The following is a 20,297-nucleotide window of genomic DNA, read 5'->3' as shown; positions in this document are numbered from 1 at the left end:
ACTTCGATGGGGTTAACGTGTGCCGTAGACGACGATGGTCTTACCGTGTGCGGAGATCAGGTTCTGATCTTCCAGCATCTTCAGAATACGACCGACGGTCTCACGGGAGCAGCCAACGATCTGGCCGATTTCCTGACGGGTGATTTTAATCTGCATGCCGTCCGGGTGGGTCATCGCATCAGGCTGTTTCGCCAGATTCAGCAGAGTCTGCGCGATACGACCGGTAACGTCGAGGAAGGCAAGGTTGCCCACTTTTTCAGACGTGACCTGCAGACGGCGAGCCATCTGAGAGGACAGGCGCATCAGAATATCTGGATTGACCTGGATTAATTGGCGAAATTTTTTGTAGGAAATTTCAGCGACTTCACATGCAGTTTTAGCACGGACCCAGGCGCTGCGTTCCTGACCTTCTTCGAAGAGGCCTAATTCACCAATAAAATCGCCCTGATTCAGATAAGAAAGGATCATTTCTTTCCCTTCTTCATCTTTGATCAGCACTGCCACTGAGCCTTTAACGATGTAGTACAACGTTTCCGCTTTTTCACCCTGGTGAATCAGCGTGCTCTTCGATGGGTACTTATGAATATGGCAATGAGACAAGAACCATTCGAGAGTCGGGTCTGTTTGCGGTTTGCCAAGCACCATGCGCGGTTATCCTCTGTTATAAGCTGTCTCCAGAGCCAAAAAACATCCTGTCTCTGGGTTTGCAAAAATGTGCTTCCCGCTACCTGGGAAGGGGGCTGTCAATACGTGCGACGGCCTGTAATGTGATGTCCTCTGCATACATGCAGTACGTCAATGTATTACTGTAGCATCCCGACTGTTTTAGCATAGCTTTCGCCGTGTGTCTCCTGGTGTCTCGCTTCAGCATGACGCAGGTCGCCTTCCGTTGCGAGATTTGTTGTGTGCGCGTAATCTGTCAGGAAAATTGATGCATCGGAGTAATAAAATATGCAAGCACGTGTTAAGTGGGTTGAAGGGCTGACCTTCCTCGGTGAGTCCGCTTCTGGCCACCAGATTTTGATGGACGGTAACTCCGGTGATAAAGCGCCGAGCCCGATGGAAATGGTCTTAATGGCTGCGGGTGGTTGCAGCGCAATTGATGTGGTGTCGATCCTGCAAAAGGGTCGTCAGGATGTGACCAACTGCGAAGTGAAGCTGACCTCCGAGCGTCGTGATGAAGCGCCGCGCCTGTTTACCCATATCAACCTGCATTTCATCGTAACGGGTAACGATCTGAAAGATGCGTCCGTCGCACGTGCGGTCGATCTTTCGGCGGAAAAATACTGCTCCGTGGCGCTGATGCTGGAAAAGGCGGTGAACATTACCCACTCCTATGAAGTGGTTGCCGCGTAATTGCTGATGCCGGATGGCGGCGTTGCCTTATCCGGCCTACAGGGTGATGTTGAATCGTAGGCCCGATAAGCGAAGCGCCATCGGGCGCTTTCCACGTATCACTCTATCTTTTTGCCTTCCATCAGTCGCTGCACCAGCGGCAGCATAATCAATTCCATCGCCAGACCCATTTTTCCGCCCGGTACGACCAACGTATTGATATGAGAAATGAATGAGCCCTGCAGCATGGCCAATAGCCACGGGAAGTCGATCCCTTCCAGATTACGAAAATGAATCACGACAAAGCTTTCATCGAGTGACGGAATGCTCTTGGCGGCAAAGGGATTAGAGGTATCGACGGTTGGTACGCGTTGGAAGTTGATATGCGTACGGGAAAACTGTGGTGTGATGTAATTGATGTAATCGTCCATTGAGCGCACCACCGAGTCCATCACCGCTTCACGCGAGTGTCCACGCTCGCTGGTATCGCGGGTCAGCTTCTGGATCCACTCCAGGTTCACGATCGGCACCACGCCAACCAGCAGATCGACATGCCGGGCCACATTTTGCTGAGGGGTGACAACGCCGCCGTGAAGTCCCTCATAGAACAGGACATCCGTCGGTTCAGGCAGCGGCTGCCAGGGCGTAAATGTCCCCGGAACCTGATTCCACGGTACGGCCTCATCGTAGGTGTGCAGGTATTTACGCGACTGACCTTTGCCCGTCTGGCCGTATTCAATGAAGGTTTGCTCCAGCAGACCGAAGTCGTTAGCTTCGGGGCCGAAATAGCTGATATGCCGCCCGGCATCGCGTGCTTTGCGAATCGCCATGTCCATTTCCGGACGGGTATAGCGGTGAAAACTGTCACCTTCCACCTCGGCGGCGCGCAGGTTTAACTGCGCGAAAATTTTACGAAACGCGAGGCTGGTGGTGGTGGTCCCCGCGCCGCTGGATCCTGTTACCGCAATCACCGGATGTTTGGCAGACATAACAACTCCATGAAATGGTTGTAATTATAGTAAAGTCGGCCGGCGGCTAGGGATTACTCGTGAATCTGCTTCCTCGGCATAATGTTGACCGTTTCATGCAGTTCGGACCACACCAGCACGGCTTCACCTGATTGTAGTTGGCGTTTGACGTCGGCGACTTTTTGTTCGAGCGAGCGTTCATGTTCACCGTAATCGGTGCCTTCACGCAAGACAAAGCTTTCAATCAGATTGTCCAGCGCGTCCGGAGAGATATCTTGCCATGGGATAATCATGATGACGCCTCCAGATACGTTGTCAGCCAGTCCGGGATTCTTGATTCCAGCCACATCTCAGGACGGCGCACTGTGCCACCAATAAATCCGACGTGGCCGCCATGTTCAGTCAGCTGATATTCCACCTGCGAAGGCAGATTTTCCGGTTTCGGGATCACGTGATGATCCATAAACGGATCGTCTTTAGCATGGATAATCAGCGTTGGTTTGGCGATCCGATTGAGCAACGGCATGGCGCTGCACTGGCGGTAATAGTCTATAGCATCGGCGAAACCGTGGATTTTGGCGGTGATCAGATCGTCAAAATCGCGAATGCGGCGCAAAGATTTCAACTGGGCCAGACTTACCGGCAGCGAACCTGGATACGCCTCAAGCTTACGCGAGGCGTTGGCTTTCAATAAATTGAGCAGGTAGCGCTGATAGACACGGGAAAAGCCCTTGTCCATATGGTAGCTACAGGCTTCGAGCACGAAAGGCGCAGAAACGATAACCGCTGCATCTATCGGAATATCGTTGCCTTCTTTTGCCAGCAGACAAGCCAGCATGTTTCCACCGAGTGAATAACCTACCGCGGCGGTCGGTGCGCGACCGAACTCACGATCCAGCCAGTGTAAAAACCAGGTGCCATCTTCTGTTTCACCGGAGTGATAAATACGGTTCAAACGATTGGGCTCACCGCTGCAACCGCGAAAATGCATTACCACGCCCAGCCAGCCGCGCTTTTGTGCTGCTTCAATCAGGCCATGTGCGTAGGGGCTGTTCAGACTACCTTCCAGACCGTGAAAAACCACCAGGCGCGGTTTGTGTTTCGCCTGTTGCGGATCTTCACTCCACGCCAGATCGACGAAATCGCCGTCGGGCAATTCCAGACGCTGCCAGTGGGCGTCGAACTTCACCTTACGGCGAATTAATCGCGGCAGCATCGTCTGCAGATGGCGGTTACTGATACCGCGCATCGGGCGGAATTCTCGCGAATCGTCGGTAGGTGGGGTCATTTCTGTGGACGTGATTTCAACCATAACACCGGAGCAATTAATAATCGGAAAGAATAACTATACCGCGCACAGCGCGTGCGGGTTAGCCAATATGTGATTTTGTCGCTAGTCAGTCAGCAGGTTACGCGAGAAAAAATGAAAATCGACGTTAGGTTTACGTCGCCACAGACGGGCTTTACGCGTCCCTGTCGCCACGCTTTCTCCAGTATCTTCAAACATTCCTGACGCTTCAAAGCGACGAATCAGACTTTTACGCTGGATCGACTGACCGAGGATCACCTCAGTGGCTTCGAGTAGTTGCCCATGGGTAAATGTTTCCGGCAAGCAGTACACTGGCAGGAGCGAGTACATCGTTTTTTGCCGCAAGCGATGCAGCGCCGCTGTAATGATTTTCTCGTGATCAAACGCGAGTGAATAGTTTTTCAACTCATCAACCGGCACCCAACGGGCATTGCTGACGCTGGCGATATGGGGCGCGCAGTCTACCCAGGCGATTAGTGCAAACCAGGTGACCGTCAGGCTCCAGCCGCGCGGGTCACGATCAGGCCCGGAAAAGGTATCCATTTGTTCCAGCCACGAAGGCGAAACACCCGTTTTTTCAGTGAGTTTGCGCAGCGCGGTGGCACGGGTTGAATCATCGTTTTCGATATCAATAAAGCCGCCGGGTAATCCCCAACGTCCTTTTTGCGGCTGCTTTGCCCGCTCGACCAGTAATACGCACAGCGCCTGTTGATGCAGGGTAAATAACGCACTATCTACCGTCACCAGAGGTGAAGGGAAGCGGCTGGCGTCGTACTGATTCAGGTAGTCGGCTTCGGTGGTCATAAGGTACTCACGATGATTTGTAACGCTGATAAGTGTACCAGCCCGGCACCGGGGGGCAAGGTTCGTTTTTTCTCATTATTTATCAGTAGATTAACTAACAGCTTAAAAATAATTCATTTTCTGCTTGCTTAATATGTGTCTTAGAGACATTATTAATTGTGTCGAAGGGACACAATTAAGAGGTGAGCGCGATGAACATAAAATTGACACTAACTTTGGACGACCAGGTCTATGCCGTTGCCAGCGGTGTTTTTCCTGATGGTGCTGTCTGGTTAAAAGTCACCGATGCGTTGCCAACCTTTGCTCGCCTGATGCGCATCCGTGCCACGGCTATGCGCGATATGAACGATTTTATGCTGCTGGCGCAACTGGTTGAGGCGGTCCGTCATCAGACCGATGTACTGGTCAGCCATCTCGACCTTCCCTGGCTGCCGTGGGCGCGTCAGGACAGACATATGGTATCGGGTGACAGCTTTGCGCTGAAAGTCTTCGCCAGTCAGCTCAATACGTTGAAATTTGACAAGGTCAACGTGCTCGACCCGCACAGTGACGCGGCGGCGGCTGCAATCGACAACTTTGTGGCGATCCCCCAGGAGGTTTGCCTGATGCAAAGCGCGTCATTATCGCGGCTGTTTCAGCAAAACGCGCTGATGTTGGTTGCTCCCGATGCAGGATCGCTGAAGAAGATTGATGCCGTAGCCAGAGCGGCCGGTGTGGAGCAGTACGCCATCCTGAGCAAAAAACGTGATGTGGCAAGCGGCAGCCTGACGGGATTTACGTTATTGGCCGGAGACGTCAGGGGGAGGGATCTGCTGATTGTCGACGACCTGTGTGATGCTGGCGGCACCTTCATAGGTTCTGCGCAGGTGCTACGTGATGCCGGTGCCCGCAGCGTTAGCCTGTACGTCACCCACGGGATCTTTTCTAAGGGCGTTGAACACCTCTTTGCTAACGGTATTGACGCCATCTACACCACCACTTCTTTAGCTGCCCCGACGCTGGAACATCCGCAGCTTGAACTTATCGATATTGACGCGATTTACCGCGCCTGAGGGAGACACCTGTTATGAAAATGAATCCAATTTTAGCTATCGACGGCTACAAAGTGTCTCACCGCGTGCAGTATCCGCAGGGCACCCGTCGCGTGTATTCCAACTTTACCCCACGCAGCGATCGCTTTTTCTCCTCGCCGTTGGCGGATGGCAAACTGGTATTTTTCGGCCTGCAGGGGTTTATGCAGTGGTTTTTAGTCGACCTGTTTAATGAGGCGTTCTTTGCCCGCCCGGAAGATGAGGTTGTGAGTGAATACAAACAGGTCATGGATAGCTATCTCGGCAAAGATGCAGTGGCGGTGGACCATATTCGTGCATTGCATCAGTTGGGCTATCTGCCGCTGCACATCAAGGCGCTGGATGAAGGTAGCAAAGTCCCAATGACGGTGCCGGTTTTAACCATTATCAACACTAAACCCGAATTTTTCTGGCTGGTGAATTACCTGGAGACAATCCTGTCGGCGGAATTGTGGAAAGCGTCGACAAACGCCACGATTGCTCACCATTACCGTAAAATCTGCGCACGCTGGGCACAGAAAACCTGTAGCGACCAGACGCATCTTGACTTCCAGTGCCATGACTTTTCATTTCGCGGTATGTCCGGATTACAGGACACCATGCAGGCGGGCAGTGGGCATTTGTTGAGCTTTAAAGGGACCGACAGTATTCCATCTCTGTTGTACGCCCGCGATTACTACACCGACGGCGAGCCCTATTTTATCGGCGCCAGCATTCCAGCTACTGAACACAGCGTGATGTGTATGGGCGAGCGCGAGCATGAGATTGAAACCTTCCGCCGCCTGATTGCCGATCTCTACCCGCAAGGATTTGTATCGATAGTATCTGATACCTGGGACTACTGGCAGGTGCTGACGGAATATACCCGCGAACTGAAGAGCATCATTCTGGCGCGTGAAGGTCGTGTGGTATTCCGTCCGGATAGCGGCAACCCGGTAGAGATTCTGTGCGGTACTGGCGAAGATAACGATACAAGCAGCGATCGTACCGCTCAGGAGAAAGGGTCCGTGGAAGTGCTGTGGGAGATTTTTGGCGGCACGATTAACGCCAAAGGTTACAAGGTGCTCGACCCGCATGTTGGACTGATTTATGGCGACTCCATCACCCTTGAGCGGGCGAATGAGATCCTGCGTCGTCTGGAAGCGAAAGGATTTGCCAGTTCAAACGTCGTGTTTGGCGTCGGTTCCTTTACCTATCAGTACAACACGCGTGACACCTTCGGTTTTGCGATGAAAGCGACGTGGGGAGAAGTCGACGGCAAAGGCCGGACGATTTTCAAAGAGCCGAAAACCGATAATGGCCTGAAGCGTTCAGCCCGTGGTCTGCTTCGCGTCACACGTGATGAGCAAGGGGAACTGCGTCTGCATGATGAACAGACTTGGGAGCAAGAGCAGGAAGGGGAGCTGAAAACCCGTTTTCTCAACGGCAAGCTGTTTAACTGCGAGCATTTCGAAGAAATCCGCCAGCGTCTGGCGATGCAAGGCTAAGCTGGGCTTTTGCCGGATGGCGGCTTTGCCTTATCCGGCCTACGGGCAGCAGGCCGCACGCTTTATGTAGGCCGGATCAGACGCGCCAGCGTCGCCATCCGGCAAAACCTTACTCACCCAACATCTGCTCAAGTTGTTCCTGAGCGTCCAGCCAGGCCATTTCACACTCTTCCAGCCCGGATTTCGCACTGGCCTGCTGCTGCAGACAAGCGGTGAGTTCGGCTTTGCGGCTTTGGTCGTACAGTTCGCTGTCGCCGAGTTTCTCTTCCGCCTGAGCTAACTGCGCGTGCAGTTTCTCCATCTCTTTTTCCAGACGGGTGATCTCTTTGCGCAGCGGTTGCGTCAGAGTGCGCAGTTCCGCTTCACGACGCTTCTGGTCTTTACGTGCCTGGGCGCTGTTAACGCTCTCTTTCGCCGGTTCGTCGCTCTGATTTTCCTGTTTCTGGACATCGCTCAGCCACTGCTGATAATCCTCCAGATCGCCATCAAACGGCTCGACTTTCTTGTCGTGTACCAGATAGAGGTCGTCGGTGGTGGAGCGGATCAGGTGACGGTCGTGCGAGACGACAACCAGCGCGCCTTCAAAATCGATCAGCGCTTCGGTCAGCGCCTGACGCATATCTAAGTCCAGGTGGTTGGTCGGTTCATCGAGCAGCAGCAGGTTCGGGCGCTGCCAGACGATCAATGCCAGCACCAGACGCGCCTTTTCACCACCGGAGAAGCGGCGAGTCTCTTCGCTGACTTTATCGCCCTGGAAGCCGAATCCACCCAGGTAGTCTCGTAGTTTCTGCTCCAGCTCCTGCGGCGCCATGCGTGCCAGATGCTGAATTGGTGATTCATCGGCGCGTAAAAACTCCAGCTGGTGCTGCGCGAAGTAGCCCAGCTTGATGCCTTTCGCCAGGCCAATCTCGCCGCTGATGGGGGCCAGTTCGCCGGCCAGCAGCTTAATCAGCGTCGATTTACCCGCGCCGTTGCGACCGAGCAGACCGATGCGGGAACCTGGCACCAGATTCAGTTTGATCGAATCGAGAATGACGCGATCGCCGTAGCCAGCGCTGACCTTTTCCATCTTCAGCAGCGGGTTTGGCAGGCTTTCCGGTTCACGGAAGCTGAAGTGGAACGGGTTGTCCACGTGCGCTGGGGCAATCAGCTCCATGCGTTCCAGCATTTTGATACGACTCTGCGCCTGTTTTGCTTTCGTTGCTTTAGCGCGGAAACGATCGATATAGCTTTGCAGATGTGCCACGCGCTCCTGCTGGCTTTCGTACATGGCCTGTTGCTGCGCGAGGCGGGTCGCACGCTGGATTTCAAACGCGCTGTAGTTGCCTGTGTACTCGAACATGGTTTGCTGTTCGATATGAATAATTTTATCCACCACCGGATCGAGGAAGTCGCGGTCGTGGGAGATCAAGATCAGCGTGCCCTGATAGCTTTTCAGCCATCTTTCCAGCCAGATCACCGCGTCGAGATCGAGGTGGTTGGTAGGTTCATCGAGCAGTAGCAGGTCTGAACGGCAAATCAGCGCCTGGGCCAGGTTGAGGCGCATACGCCAGCCACCGGAGAAGTCGCTGACCGGCCGTTCAAGCTGTTCGTTGGAGAAACCGAGGCCATGCAGCAGGCTGGCGGCGCGTGAACGCACGGTCCAGGCGTCGATGGCATCCAGCTTGCCATGGACAGTGGCAATGGCATGTCCATCGTTACGTTCGTTGGCGTCGTTCAACTGCGCTTCCAGTTGACGATATTCGCGGTCACCGTCAATGACGTACTCCAGCGCGGGCTGTGGCAACGCAGGCGTTTCCTGATTCACCCACGCGAGCTGCCAGTTTCCCGGATAGGTAAATCCTCCAGCGTCGGCGCTGAGTTCATTTTTCAGCAATGCCAGCAGGGTAGATTTACCGCAGCCATTTTTACCCACCAGGCCAACCTTCTGCCCTGGATTAATGGTGGCCGTGGCATTGTCCAGCAAGACGCGCACGCCGCGACGAATTTGTAACGATGAGAAAACAATCATAAGGCGCCGTATGTTCAGACTATGTTAATTTATCATTATGATAATGTAATGTGCGGGCCGTTTGCCGCACCGAGGCGCAATGGTAGCCCAAAACGTCGAAAATAGACAAAAGACAAAACCGGGAGGGGGATGATGTTCCAGCCAGCGAAAGTCTTGCTGCTGTATGCCCATCCGGAATCTCAGGACTCGGTCGCGAACCGTGTTCTGCTTAAACCGGCCATGCAGCTCAGCAATGTTACCGTGCACGACCTTTACGCGCACTATCCTGATTTTTTTATCGATATTCCGCATGAACAGGCGCTGCTGCGTGAGCATGATGTGATCGTTTTTCAGCATCCGCTTTACACCTATAGCTGTCCGGCGCTGTTAAAGGAGTGGCTTGACCGCGTACTGAGCCGCGGATTTGCCAGCGGTCCCGGAGGGAATCAACTGGCGGGAAAGTACTGGCGTAGCGTTATCACTACCGGAGAACCGGAAAGTGCCTACCGCTATGACGCGCTAAACCGTTATCCAATGAGCGATGTGCTGCGCCCTTTCGAGCTGACGGCCGGTATGTGCCGCATGCACTGGATGAGCCCTATTATCGTTTACTGGGCCAGAAGGCAAACGAAGCAGGAGCTGGACAGCCATGCGAAAGCGTATGGTGACTGGCTGGCGAATCCGATCCCTGTGGGAGGCCGCTGATGGAAGGTTCAGATTTGTTGACAGCCGGAGTGTTGTTTCTCTTCGCGGCGGTGGCGGCGGTACCGTTGGCGTCCAGGTTGGGTATCGGTCCGGTGTTGGGTTACTTGCTGGCGGGTATTGCCATCGGCCCGTGGGGATTAGGGTTCATCAGTGATGTGGATGAAATCCTGCACTTTTCCGAGCTGGGCGTAGTTTTTCTGATGTTCATCATTGGGTTGGAACTTAACCCGGCCAAGCTGTGGCAACTGCGGCGTTCAATTTTTGGCGTCGGCGCCGCGCAGGTGATGCTGAGCGCGGTGGTGTTGGCCGGATTATTGATGCTCACTGCGTTCTCCTGGCAGGCGGCAGTGGTTGGCGGCATTGGTCTGGCGATGTCATCGACCGCGATGGCGCTACAGTTGATGCGTGAGAAAGGCATGAACCGCAGTGAATCCGGGCAGTTGGGTTTTTCGGTGCTGCTGTTTCAGGATCTGGCGGTGATCCCTGCGCTGGCGCTGGTTCCGCTGCTGGCGGGGTCTGCTGACGAACATTTTGACTGGATTAAAGTGGGAATGAAGGTGCTGGCCTTTGCCGGCATGCTGATTGGCGGGCGCTATTTGCTGCGTCCGGTTTTCCGCTTTATTGCGGATTCTGGCGTGCGGGAAGTGTTCACCGCTGCCACGCTGCTGTTGGTGCTGGGTTCTGCTTTATTTATGGATGCGCTGGGGCTGTCAATGGCGCTGGGAACGTTTATCGCGGGTGTGCTGCTGGCGGAAAGTGAATACCGACATGAGCTGGAAACGGCAATCGATCCTTTTAAAGGACTGTTGCTCGGGCTGTTTTTTATCTCCGTTGGCATGTCGCTCAATCTCGGCGTGCTCTACACCCATATTCTGTGGGTGGCAGCGAGCGTGATCGTGCTGGTGGTCGTTAAAATGCTGGTGCTGTATGTACTGGCGCGTCTTAACGGCATGAGAAGCTCTGAACGGATGCAATTTGCCGGGGTTTTAAGTCAGGGCGGTGAATTCGCTTTCGTGCTGTTTTCAACGGCATCCTCGCAACGGCTGTTTCAGGGCGACCAAATGGCGTTGCTGCTGGTGACCGTCACACTGTCGATGATGACCACGCCGCTGGTGATGAAGTTGATTGATAAATGGCTCTCCCGCCAGTTTAACGGCACGGATGAGGAAGACGAAAAACCCTGGGTGGAAGATGATAAACCGCAGGTGATTGTGGTGGGGTTTGGGCGTTTTGGTCAGGTTATTGGTCGCCTGTTGATGGCCAATAAAATGCGTATTACCGTCCTGGAGCGAGATATCAGCGCGGTGAATCTGATGCGCAAATATGGCTATAAGGTCTACTACGGTGACGCCACTCAGGTGGAACTGTTGCGCTCCGCAGGGGCAGAGGCGGCACAGTCTATTGTTATTACCTGTAATGAGCCTGAAGACACAATGAAACTGGTGGAACTGTGCCAACAGTATTTTCCGCATTTGCATATTCTTGCGCGAGCGCGCGGACGTGTAGAGGCGCATGAGTTATTACAGGCCGGTGTGACGCAGTTTTCCCGCGAAACGTTCTCCAGTGCGCTGGAGTTGGGGCGTAAAACGCTGGTTACACTGGGGATGCATCCGCACCAGGCCCAGCGTGCCCAGCTGCATTTTCGTCGGCTGGATATGCGCATGCTGCGGGAACTGATCCCCATGCATACAGATACGGTACAAATCTCTCGAGCCAGGGAAGCACGGCGCGAGCTGGAGGAAATTTTCCAACGAGAGATGCAGCAAGAGCGACGTCAGCTGGATGGCTGGGATGAATTTGAGTAGAGGATAATCATGGCAATTCGTAAACGTTTTATCGCAGGTGCAAAATGTCCGTCCTGCCAGTCGCAGGATACTCTGGCGATGTGGCGTGAAAATAATATCGATATTGTTGAGTGTGTTAAGTGCGGTCATCAGATGCGGGAAGCCGATAAAGAGGCGCGCGAGCACGTTCGCAAAGAAGAGCAAGTGATCGGGATTTTTCATCCGGACTAGCGATATGGCGCAGCTTTTTTTAAGCTAGAGGGTACACGGGTGCAGAATTCCGCTACAATCTGCGCCACTATTCTTTCCATGCTCAGGAGATATCATGAAAGTAGCAAAGGACCTGGTGGTCAGCCTGGCCTATCAGGTACGTACAGAAGACGGTGTGTTGGTTGATGAGTCTCCGGTGAGTGCACCGCTGGACTACCTGCATGGTCACGGTTCTCTGATTTCTGGCCTGGAAACAGCGCTGGACGGTCATGAAGTTGGCGACAAATTCGATGTTGCTGTTGGCGCAAACGACGCATACGGTCAGTACGACGAAAACCTGGTGCAGCGCGTTCCTAAAGACGTCTTTATGGGCGTTGACGAACTGCAGGTTGGCATGCGTTTCCTGGCTGAAACTGACCAGGGTCCAGTACCGGTAGAAATTACCGAAGTGGAAGACGACCACGTTGTGGTTGACGGTAACCACATGCTGGCTGGCCAGAATCTGAAATTCAACGTAGAAGTTGTTGCTATCCGCGAAGCGACCGAAGAAGAACTGGCTCACGGCCACGTTCACGGTGCGCACGGTCACGACCACGATCATGACCACGGTCATGACGGTTGCTGCGGTGGACACGGCCACGACCATGGTCACGAGCACGGCGGCGAAGGCTGCTGCGGCGGTGGCGGTAAAGGTAACGGCGGCGGCTGCGGTTGCCACTAATACCCTTCGTCTTTCAACCCACAGCGGTGTTGGCTGCGCTTTCGAATCCTGGTCACATAGTTATCTATGCTCCCAGGACTTCCTCAAGCTTGCCGCCTTGCTGTGATTTGAAATCCTTTGGGTATATGTGAGTAGATCCGATAAGCGTTAGCGCTTTCGGACACAAAAAAAGCGGGGATATCCCCGCTTTTTTTACGTCTCAATAATGTGGCGGAGGGGTCTCTTCAGACTGCGACGCGATGTGGGACGGTTGCGTTGCTTTGAGCTTTTCCGTCAGCAGACGCAGATGGTCGCGCAGTTTGGCCATTTCCAGTTCATGCGCGGTCACCGTCACGTTGAGCTCTTCAATGGTTATCTCCTGAAATGCCAGGCGACTTTCCAGTTCAGCCAGGCGAGTTTCCATTGTTGTATCCTGCATGATTCACCTCTTTCTTTTTTCTCCGGCAGATCGCGGACTGCGGCGAATTCTACTTAACTTTGCCTGTTTGCACAGCACTCAATCTTCGGTAACGAAACTAATTTAAACAAAAAGAGTCTGAAAAGTGGTGATAATAGGGCGTGCCTGTATGTTGATTTGTTCTGCAACGCTTTATAGTACATTTTTATGTTAGTTAACCCTGGGGTGAGATGCCCCGGCCCTGGAGATATGGATGAAATCACTGTTTAAAGTAACGCTGCTGGCGACCACAATGGCTGTTGCTCTGCATGCCCCGATCACCTTCGCTGCTGATGCTGCGAAACCAGCCGCTACTGCTGACAGCAAAGCAGCATTCAAGAATGACGACCAAAAAGCCGCTTACGCGCTGGGCGCGTCCCTGGGTCGTTATATGGAAAACTCTCTGAAAGAGCAGGAAAAGCTGGGCATCAAACTGGATAAAGATCAGCTGATCGCTGGTGTTCAGGATGCGTTTGCAGACAAGAGCAAACTGTCTGACCAGGAAATCGAACAAACTCTGCAGGCGTTTGAAGCGCGCGTGAAGAGCTCCGCTCAGGCAAAAATGGAAAAAGACGCGGCTGACAACGAAGCCAAAGGTAAAGTTTACCGCGAGAAATTTGCTAAAGAGAAAGGCGTTAAAACCTCGGCTACTGGCCTGGTCTACAAAGTAGAGAAAGAAGGTACCGGCGCTGCACCGAAAGACAGCGATACCGTGGTTGTTAACTACAAAGGTACGCTGATCGATGGTAAAGAGTTTGATAACTCTTATACCCGTGGTGAGCCGCTCTCTTTCCGTCTTGACGGCGTGATCCCGGGCTGGACTGAAGGCCTGAAAAACATCAAGAAAGGCGGCAAAATCCAGCTGGTTATCCCACCGGATCTGGCTTACGGCAAAACGGGCGTTCCGGGCATTCCGGCTAACTCTACGCTGGTCTTTGATGTTGAACTGTTAGACATCAAACCGGCACCGAAAGTTGACGCGCAGCCAGATGCTGCACCGGCAGATAAAGCTGCAGACAGCAGCAAAAAATAAGCTAACAGAAACCGCCGCCCACAGGGCGGCGGTTTTTTATTATCGACAGGATATAATTAATACTGGAAAGCGCCTTGTGCGCTGTATTACTTTAGATGCCCCTATAATAGTGATGAGCCTGCCCTGACAACATAACGACAGGCTCCTGAAAAGGAGTGCTTTTTTTCATGTCCAGGTCGCTTTTAACCAACGAAACCAGTGAGCTAGATTTGCTGGATCAACGTCCTTTCGATCAAACCGACTTCGATATCCTCAAATCCTACGAAGCGGTAGTGGACGGGTTGGCGATGCTCATTGGTTCCCATTGTGAAATCGTATTGCACTCTTTGCAGGATTTGAAATGCTCGGCCATCCGCATTGCTAACGGTGAACACACGGGCCGTAAAATTGGCTCACCGATTACCGACCTTGCGTTGCGTATGCTGCATGATATGACGGGTGCGGATAGCAGCGTGTCGAAGTGTTACTTCACACGTGCGAAAAGCGGTGTCTTGATGAAGTCGGTGACGATTGCCATTCGCAACCGTGAGCATCGCGTGATTGGTCTGCTGTGCATCAACATGAACCTTGATGTCCCTTTCTCGCAGATAATGAATACCTTTATCCCACCGGAAACCCCGGAAGTGGGCTCTGCCGTCAACTTCGCTTCTTCGGTGGAAGATCTGGTTACCCAGACGCTGGAATTCACAATCGAAGAAGTGAATGCCGATCGCAATGTTTCCAACAACGCGAAGAACCGCCAGATCGTCCTGAATTTGTATGAGAAAGGCATCTTCGATATTAAAGATGCCATCAACCAGGTCGCCGATCGGCTGAACATCTCCAAACATACGGTCTACCTCTATATTCGTCAGTTCAAAAGTGGCGATTTCCAGGGGCAAGATAAGTAATGCGTTTTGCCATCATGGTGACGGGGCCAGCGTACGGCACGCAGCAGGCGAGCAGCGCGTTGCAATTTGCTCATGCGCTACTCAAAGAAGGGCATGAGCTAAGCAGCGTTTTTTTCTATCGTGAAGGTGTGTATAACGCCAACCTACTCACTTCGCCTGCCAGTGATGAATACGATCTGGTACGGGCCTGGCAACAGCTGAACCAACAGCATGGTGTAACACTGAATATTTGCGTGGCTGCGGCGTTGCGGCGTGGCGTGGTTGATGAGACTGAGGCAAAGCGGCTGGGGCTGGCAGGAGCTAATTTACAATCAGGTTTTAACCTCAGCGGGCTTGGATCGTTGGCTGAGGCATCCCTGACCTGCGATCGCGTGGTGCAATTCTGATGAAACGTGTTGCTTTTGTCTTTTCTACCGTGCCGCATGGCAGCGCATCTGGCCGTGAAGGGTTAGATGCATTGCTGGCGACCTCTGCATTAACGGAAGACCTCGGCGTGTTTTTTATCGGTGATGGCGTCTTTCAAATCCTTCAGGGACAGCAACCGGATGCCGTGCTGGCGCGAGACTATATCGCGACCTTCAAGCTGTTAGGGTTGTACGATATCGATCAATGTTGGCTCTGCGCTGCCTCATTACGCGAGCGGGGCCTTCAGCAGGGGAGTAATTTTGTGATCGATGCGACAGCGCTTGAACCGGAAGATTTACGCCGTGAGTTAGGCAACTATGACGTCATTTTAAGGTTTTGAGACTCTCATGCTGCACACACTACATCGCTCCGCGTGGCTTACCGATTTCTCCTCTCTTCTTCGTCTGATTGATAAAGACGATGAACTTTTATTGCTCCAGGATGGCGTGACGGCAGCAATCGAAGGAAGCCGTTTCCTTGAAAGTCTGCAAAATGCCTCCATTAAGGTCTATGTACTGGAAGAAGACATTAAGGCTCGCGGGTTGAGTGGTCAAATTTCAGACAGTGTCGTCAGGGTTAGCTATACTGACTTCGTCAGACTTACGGTGAAGCATCCCAGCCAGATGTCCTGGTAATTGTGGGATCGTTGTATATTTCTTGACACCTTTTCGACACCGACCTAAAATTCTGCGTCCTCATATTGTATGAGGTCGTTTTATTACGTGTTTACGAAGCAAAAGCTAAAACCAGGAGCTATTTAATGGCAACAGTTAACCAGCTGGTACGCAAACCACGTGCACGCAAAGTTGCAAAAAGCAACGTGCCTGCGCTGGAAGCATGCCCGCAGAAACGTGGCGTATGTACTCGTGTATATACTACCACTCCTAAAAAACCGAACTCCGCACTGCGTAAAGTTTGCCGTGTTCGTCTGACTAACGGTTTTGAAGTGACTTCCTACATCGGTGGTGAAGGTCACAACCTGCAGGAGCACTCCGTGATCCTGATCCGTGGCGGTCGTGTAAAAGACCTCCCGGGTGTTCGTTACCACACCGTTCGTGGTGCGCTTGACTGCTCCGGCGTTAAAGACCGTAAGCAATCACGCTCCAAGTATGGCGTGAAACGTCCTAAGGCTTAATGGTTCTCCGTTAAGTAAGGCCAAACGTTTTATATTAATGTCAAACTAAACTCTTAGAGTTTTGGACAATCCTGAATTAACAACGGAGTATTTCCATGCCACGTCGTCGCGTCATTGGTCAGCGTAAAATTCTGCCGGATCCGAAGTTCGGATCAGAACTGCTGGCTAAATTTGTAAATATCCTGATGGTAGATGGTAAAAAATCTACTGCCGAAACTATCGTATACAGCGCGCTGGAGACCCTGGCTCAGCGTTCTGGTAAAAACGAACTGGAAGCTTTCGAAGTAGCTCTCGAAAACGTGCGCCCGACTGTCGAAGTTAAGTCTCGCCGCGTTGGTGGTTCTACTTATCAGGTACCAGTTGAAGTCCGTCCGGTCCGTCGTAATGCTCTGGCAATGCGTTGGATCGTTGAAGCTGCTCGTAAACGCGGTGATAAATCCATGGCTCTGCGCCTGGCGAACGAACTTTCTGATGCTGCAGAAAACAAAGGTACTGCAGTTAAGAAACGTGAAGACGTTCACCGTATGGCAGAAGCCAACAAGGCGTTCGCACACTACCGTTGGTAATCCCTTCGGAGTTTTAGTCACCAGGCGGGCGCTTCTAGTAAGCAGCCCGCTTTGGGCTACTTAAATTGAACGCCTAAAAGATAAACGAGGAATCAAATGGCTCGTACAACACCCATCGCGCGCTACCGTAACATCGGTATCAGTGCGCACATCGACGCCGGTAAAACCACTACTACCGAACGTATTCTGTTCTACACCGGTGTAAACCATAAAATCGGTGAAGTTCATGACGGCGCAGCCACCATGGACTGGATGGAGCAGGAGCAGGAACGTGGTATTACTATCACCTCCGCAGCGACTACTGCATTCTGGTCTGGTATGGCTAAGCAGTATGAACCGCATCGCGTAAACATCATCGACACCCCGGGGCACGTTGACTTCACTATCGAAGTAGAACGTTCCATGCGTGTGCTTGATGGTGCAGTAATGGTTTACTGCGCAGTTGGTGGTGTTCAGCCTCAGTCTGAAACCGTATGGCGTCAGGCAAACAAATATAAAGTTCCGCGCATTGCGTTCGTTAACAAAATGGACCGTATGGGTGCGAACTTCCTGAAAGTTGTTGGTCAGATCAAAACCCGTCTGGGCGCGAACCCTGTTCCGCTGCAGCTGGCAATTGGCGCTGAAGAAGCGTTCACCGGTGTTGTTGACCTGGTGAAAATGAAAGCCATCAACTGGAACGAAGAAGATGCAGGCGTAACCTTCACTTATGAAGATATCCCGGCTGACATGCAGGAACTGGCTGAAGAATGGCACCAGAACCTGATCGAGTCCGCTGCAGAAGCTTCAGAAGAGCTGATGGAGAAATACCTGGGTGGTGAAGAACTGACTGAAGAAGAGATCAAAAAAGCTCTGCGTCAGCGTGTTCTGAACAACGAAATCATCCTGGTAACCTGTGGTTCTGCGTTCAAGAACAAAGGTGTTCAGGCGATGCTGGATGCGGTAATTGATTACCTGCCATCCCCAGTAGACGTACCTGCGATCAACGGTATTCTGGACGACGGTAAAGATACTCCTGCTGAGCGTCATGCTAGCGATGACGAGCCGTTTGCTGCTCTGGCATTCAAAATCGCTACCGACCCGTTCGTGGGTAACCTGACCTTCTTCCGCGTGTACTCTGGTGTGGTTAACTCCGGTGACACCATCCTGAACTCCGTGAAAACTGCACGTGAACGTTTCGGCCGTATCGTACAGATGCACGCTAACAAACGTGAAGAGATCAAAGAAGTTCGCGCGGGCGATATCGCTGCTGCTATCGGTCTGAAAGACGTGACCACTGGTGACACTCTGTGTGACCCGGATCACCCGATCATTCTGGAACGTATGGAATTCCCTGAGCCGGTAATTTCCATCGCGGTAGAACCGAAAACCAAAGCTGACCAGGAAAAAATGGGTCTGGCTCTGGGCCGTCTGGCTAAAGAAGACCCGTCATTCCGCGTATGGACTGACGAAGAATCTAACCAGACCATTATCGCTGGTATGGGTGAGCTGCACCTCGACATCATCGTTGACCGTATGAAGCGTGAATTCAACGTTGAAGCGAACGTCGGTAAACCTCAGGTTGCTTACCGTGAAGCGATTCGCGCGAAAGTTACCGATATCGAAGGTAAACACGCTAAGCAGTCTGGTGGTCGCGGTCAGTACGGTCATGTTGTTATCGACATGTACCCGCTGGAGCCGGGTTCAAACCCGAAAGGCTACGAGTTCATCAACGACATCAAAGGTGGTGTAATTCCTGGCGAATACATCCCGGCCGTTGATAAAGGCATCCAGGAACAGCTGAAATCTGGCCCGCTGGCTGGTTACCCGGTTGTTGATCTGGGCGTGCGTCTGCACTTCGGTTCTTACCATGACGTTGACTCCTCTGAGCTGGCGTTTAAACTGGCCGCTTCTATCGCCTTCAAAGATGGCTTTAAGAAAGCGAAACCAGTTCTGCTTGAGCCTATCATGAAGGTTGAAGTAGAGACTCCGGAAGAGAACACCGGTGACGTAATCGGTGACTTGAGCCGCCGTCGTGGTATGCTTCGTGGTCAGGAATCCAACGTCACTGGCGTTGTTATCCATGCTGAAGTTCCGCTGTCTGAAATGTTCGGATATGCAACCCAGCTGCGTTCTCTGACCAAAGGCCGTGCTTCTTACTCCATGGAGTTCCTGAAGTACGACGATGCGCCGAACAACGTTGCTCAGGCCGTTATTGAAGCCCGTGGTAAATAATCCACAGGATTAAAACCTAAGTCCCGTGCTCTCTCCAAAGGGGAGAGCACTATAGTAAGGAATATAGCCGTGTCTAAAGAAAAATTTGAACGTACAAAACCGCACGTTAACGTCGGCACCATCGGCCACGTTGACCACGGTAAAACTACCCTGACCGCTGCAATCACTACCGTACTGGCTAAAACCTACGGCGGTGCTGCTCGTGCATTCGACCAGATCGATAACGCGCCGGAAGAAAAAGCTCGTGGTATCACCATCAACACTTCTCACGTTGAATATGACACCCCGACTCGCCACTACGCACACGTAGACTGCCCGGGCCACGCCGACTATGTTAAAAACATGATCACCGGTGCTGCGCAGATGGACGGCGCGATCCTGGTTGTTGCTGCGACTGACGGCCCGATGCCGCAGACTCGTGAGCACATCCTGCTGGGTCGTCAGGTAGGCGTTCCGTACATCATCGTGTTCCTGAACAAATGCGACATGGTTGATGACGAAGAGCTGCTGGAACTGGTAGAAATGGAAGTTCGTGAACTTCTGTCTCAGTACGATTTCCCGGGCGACGACACTCCGATCGTTCGTGGTTCTGCTCTGAAAGCGCTGGAAGGCGAAGCAGAGTGGGAAGCGAAAATCATCGAACTGGCTGGCTTCCTGGATTCTTACATCCCAGAACCAGAGCGTGCGATTGACAAGCCGTTCCTGCTGCCTATCGAAGACGTATTCTCCATCTCCGGTCGTGGTACCGTTGTTACCGGTCGTGTAGAGCGCGGTATCATCAAAGTTGGTGAAGAAGTTGAAATCGTTGGTATCAAAGAGACTGCTAAGTCTACCTGTACTGGCGTTGAAATGTTCCGCAAACTGCTGGACGAAGGCCGTGCTGGTGAGAACGTTGGTGTTCTGCTGCGTGGTATCAAACGTGAAGAAATCGAACGTGGTCAGGTACTGGCTAAGCCGGGCTCTATCAAGCCGCACACCAAGTTCGAATCTGAAGTGTACATTCTGTCCAAAGACGAAGGCGGCCGTCATACTCCGTTCTTCAAAGGCTACCGTCCGCAGTTCTACTTCCGTACTACTGACGTGACTGGTACCATTGAACTGCCGGAAGGCGTAGAGATGGTAATGCCGGGCGACAACATCAAAATGGTTGTTACTCTGATCCACCCGATCGCGATGGACGACGGTCTGCGTTTCGCAATCCGTGAAGGCGGCCGTACTGTTGGTGCGGGCGTTGTTGC

Annotated in this window: 22 protein-coding genes and 1 pseudogene; 16 read left to right on the top strand and 7 right to left on the bottom strand. The window is 52.6% G+C overall.

Features of this window, described 5'->3' with window-relative positions:
- Positions 1-12 precede the first annotated feature (12 nt).
- Positions 13-645, bottom strand: coding sequence for a cAMP-activated global transcriptional regulator CRP (gene crp / locus OGV98_RS12560; RefSeq protein WP_000242758.1), 633 nt, complete (start codon positions 643-645; stop codon positions 13-15).
- 306 nt (positions 646-951) lie between these two features.
- On the opposite strand from crp, the gene OGV98_RS12555 reads away from it, so the two are divergent.
- The gene (locus OGV98_RS12555; protein ID WP_003023611.1) at positions 952-1,356 is read left to right on the top strand and encodes an OsmC family protein; all 405 of its coding nucleotides are present in this window, start codon (positions 952-954) and stop codon (positions 1,354-1,356) included.
- Positions 1,357-1,454: 98 nt separating this feature from the next.
- On the opposite strand, the gene OGV98_RS12550 is transcribed toward OGV98_RS12555, so the two are convergent.
- The 4 genes and pseudogenes from OGV98_RS12550 to OGV98_RS12535 all read right to left on the bottom strand — a co-directional run bounded on the left by OGV98_RS12550 (position 1,455) and on the right by OGV98_RS12535 (position 4,416).
- A complete protein-coding gene (locus OGV98_RS12550) occupies positions 1,455-2,324 on the bottom strand; it encodes a phosphoribulokinase (protein ID WP_003827751.1) in 870 nt (289 codons plus the stop codon).
- Positions 2,325-2,377: 53 nt separating this feature from the next.
- Positions 2,378-2,596 carry a YheU family protein gene (locus OGV98_RS12545; RefSeq protein ID WP_003023615.1) on the bottom strand — a complete coding sequence of 73 codons (219 nt, stop codon included), beginning with the start codon at positions 2,594-2,596 and terminating at the stop codon, positions 2,378-2,380.
- Positions 2,593-3,661: pseudogene (locus OGV98_RS12540) on the bottom strand (hydrolase). Before OGV98_RS12540 ends, OGV98_RS12545 begins: the two are co-directional and overlap by 4 nt.
- A gap of 35 nt (positions 3,662-3,696) precedes the next feature.
- A complete protein-coding gene (locus OGV98_RS12535; RefSeq protein ID WP_003837957.1) occupies positions 3,697-4,416 on the bottom strand; it encodes an NUDIX hydrolase in 720 nt (239 codons plus the stop codon).
- 191 nt (positions 4,417-4,607) lie between these two features.
- Between OGV98_RS12535 and prs the strand changes: the two genes are divergently transcribed.
- Positions 4,608-5,468 carry a ribose-phosphate diphosphokinase gene (gene prs, locus OGV98_RS12530; RefSeq protein ID WP_032937275.1) on the top strand — a complete coding sequence of 287 codons (861 nt, stop codon included), beginning with the start codon at positions 4,608-4,610 and terminating at the stop codon, positions 5,466-5,468.
- A 14-nt stretch (positions 5,469-5,482) separates the two neighbouring features.
- On the top strand, positions 5,483-6,973 hold the full coding sequence (locus tag OGV98_RS12525) for a nicotinate phosphoribosyltransferase (protein ID WP_185229256.1): 1,491 nt from the start codon (positions 5,483-5,485) through the stop codon (positions 6,971-6,973).
- Between the two features lie 109 nt (positions 6,974-7,082).
- On the opposite strand, the gene OGV98_RS12520 is transcribed toward OGV98_RS12525, so the two are convergent.
- Positions 7,083-8,984, bottom strand: a complete 1,902-nt coding sequence (locus tag OGV98_RS12520) for an ABC transporter ATP-binding protein (protein WP_003847948.1) — start codon at positions 8,982-8,984, stop codon at positions 7,083-7,085.
- A gap of 132 nt (positions 8,985-9,116) precedes the next feature.
- Here OGV98_RS12520 and kefG point away from each other — a divergent pair, with 132 nt between their 5' ends.
- The 4 genes from kefG to slyD all read left to right on the top strand — a co-directional run bounded on the left by kefG (position 9,117) and on the right by slyD (position 12,383).
- A complete protein-coding gene (gene kefG, locus OGV98_RS12515) occupies positions 9,117-9,668 on the top strand; it encodes a glutathione-regulated potassium-efflux system ancillary protein KefG (protein ID WP_003023629.1) in 552 nt (183 codons plus the stop codon).
- Positions 9,668-11,473, top strand: coding sequence for a glutathione-regulated potassium-efflux system protein KefB (kefB, locus tag OGV98_RS12510; RefSeq protein WP_003023630.1), 1,806 nt, complete (start codon positions 9,668-9,670; stop codon positions 11,471-11,473). Before kefG ends, kefB begins: the two co-directional genes overlap by 1 nt.
- Positions 11,474-11,482: 9 nt before the next feature.
- Complete coding sequence (locus OGV98_RS12505) at positions 11,483-11,683, top strand: YheV family putative zinc ribbon protein (RefSeq protein WP_003023632.1); 201 nt, start codon at positions 11,483-11,485, stop codon at positions 11,681-11,683.
- Between the two features lie 94 nt (positions 11,684-11,777).
- Positions 11,778-12,383 (top strand): peptidylprolyl isomerase, encoded by a 606-nt coding sequence (gene slyD / locus OGV98_RS12500; protein ID WP_003023634.1) that lies wholly within the window; start codon positions 11,778-11,780, stop codon positions 12,381-12,383.
- 199 nt (positions 12,384-12,582) lie between these two features.
- On the opposite strand, the gene OGV98_RS12495 is transcribed toward slyD, so the two are convergent.
- A complete protein-coding gene (locus OGV98_RS12495) occupies positions 12,583-12,801 on the bottom strand; it encodes a protein SlyX (RefSeq protein WP_003023639.1) in 219 nt (72 codons plus the stop codon).
- 232 nt (positions 12,802-13,033) lie between these two features.
- On the opposite strand from OGV98_RS12495, the gene fkpA reads away from it, so the two are divergent.
- From fkpA to tuf, 9 genes are all read left to right on the top strand, one after another.
- Complete coding sequence (gene fkpA / locus OGV98_RS12490; protein WP_202580959.1) at positions 13,034-13,852, top strand: FKBP-type peptidyl-prolyl cis-trans isomerase; 819 nt, start codon at positions 13,034-13,036, stop codon at positions 13,850-13,852.
- A gap of 167 nt (positions 13,853-14,019) precedes the next feature.
- Positions 14,020-14,742, top strand: a complete 723-nt coding sequence (locus OGV98_RS12485) for a helix-turn-helix transcriptional regulator (protein WP_003023643.1) — start codon at positions 14,020-14,022, stop codon at positions 14,740-14,742.
- Positions 14,742-15,128, top strand: a complete 387-nt coding sequence (tusD, locus tag OGV98_RS12480; protein WP_003023646.1) for a sulfurtransferase complex subunit TusD — start codon at positions 14,742-14,744, stop codon at positions 15,126-15,128. Before OGV98_RS12485 ends, tusD begins: the two co-directional genes overlap by 1 nt.
- A complete protein-coding gene (tusC, locus tag OGV98_RS12475; RefSeq protein ID WP_003837966.1) occupies positions 15,128-15,487 on the top strand; it encodes a sulfurtransferase complex subunit TusC in 360 nt (119 codons plus the stop codon). Before tusD ends, tusC begins: the two co-directional genes overlap by 1 nt.
- 7 nt (positions 15,488-15,494) lie before the next feature.
- On the top strand, positions 15,495-15,782 hold the full coding sequence (tusB, locus tag OGV98_RS12470) for a sulfurtransferase complex subunit TusB (protein WP_003023651.1): 288 nt from the start codon (positions 15,495-15,497) through the stop codon (positions 15,780-15,782).
- A 125-nt stretch (positions 15,783-15,907) separates the two neighbouring features.
- Positions 15,908-16,282, top strand: coding sequence for a 30S ribosomal protein S12 (gene rpsL / locus OGV98_RS12465; protein ID WP_003023654.1), 375 nt, complete (start codon positions 15,908-15,910; stop codon positions 16,280-16,282).
- Positions 16,283-16,377: 95 nt separating this feature from the next.
- A complete protein-coding gene (rpsG, locus tag OGV98_RS12460) occupies positions 16,378-16,848 on the top strand; it encodes a 30S ribosomal protein S7 (protein WP_003023657.1) in 471 nt (156 codons plus the stop codon).
- A gap of 96 nt (positions 16,849-16,944) precedes the next feature.
- A complete protein-coding gene (gene fusA / locus OGV98_RS12455; RefSeq protein WP_003023659.1) occupies positions 16,945-19,059 on the top strand; it encodes an elongation factor G in 2,115 nt (704 codons plus the stop codon).
- A 69-nt stretch (positions 19,060-19,128) separates the two neighbouring features.
- The coding region (gene tuf, locus OGV98_RS12450; protein WP_049014834.1) for an elongation factor Tu at positions 19,129-20,297 on the top strand (1,169 nt) is incomplete at its 3' end.

It is taken from the genome of Citrobacter sp. Cf136, from assembly GCF_030333815.1.
GTDB lineage: Bacteria > Pseudomonadota > Gammaproteobacteria > Enterobacterales > Enterobacteriaceae > Citrobacter > Citrobacter freundii.
Note: the sequence above shows the minus strand (reverse complement) of the source record. Positions and strands in the feature narration are given on the sequence as shown.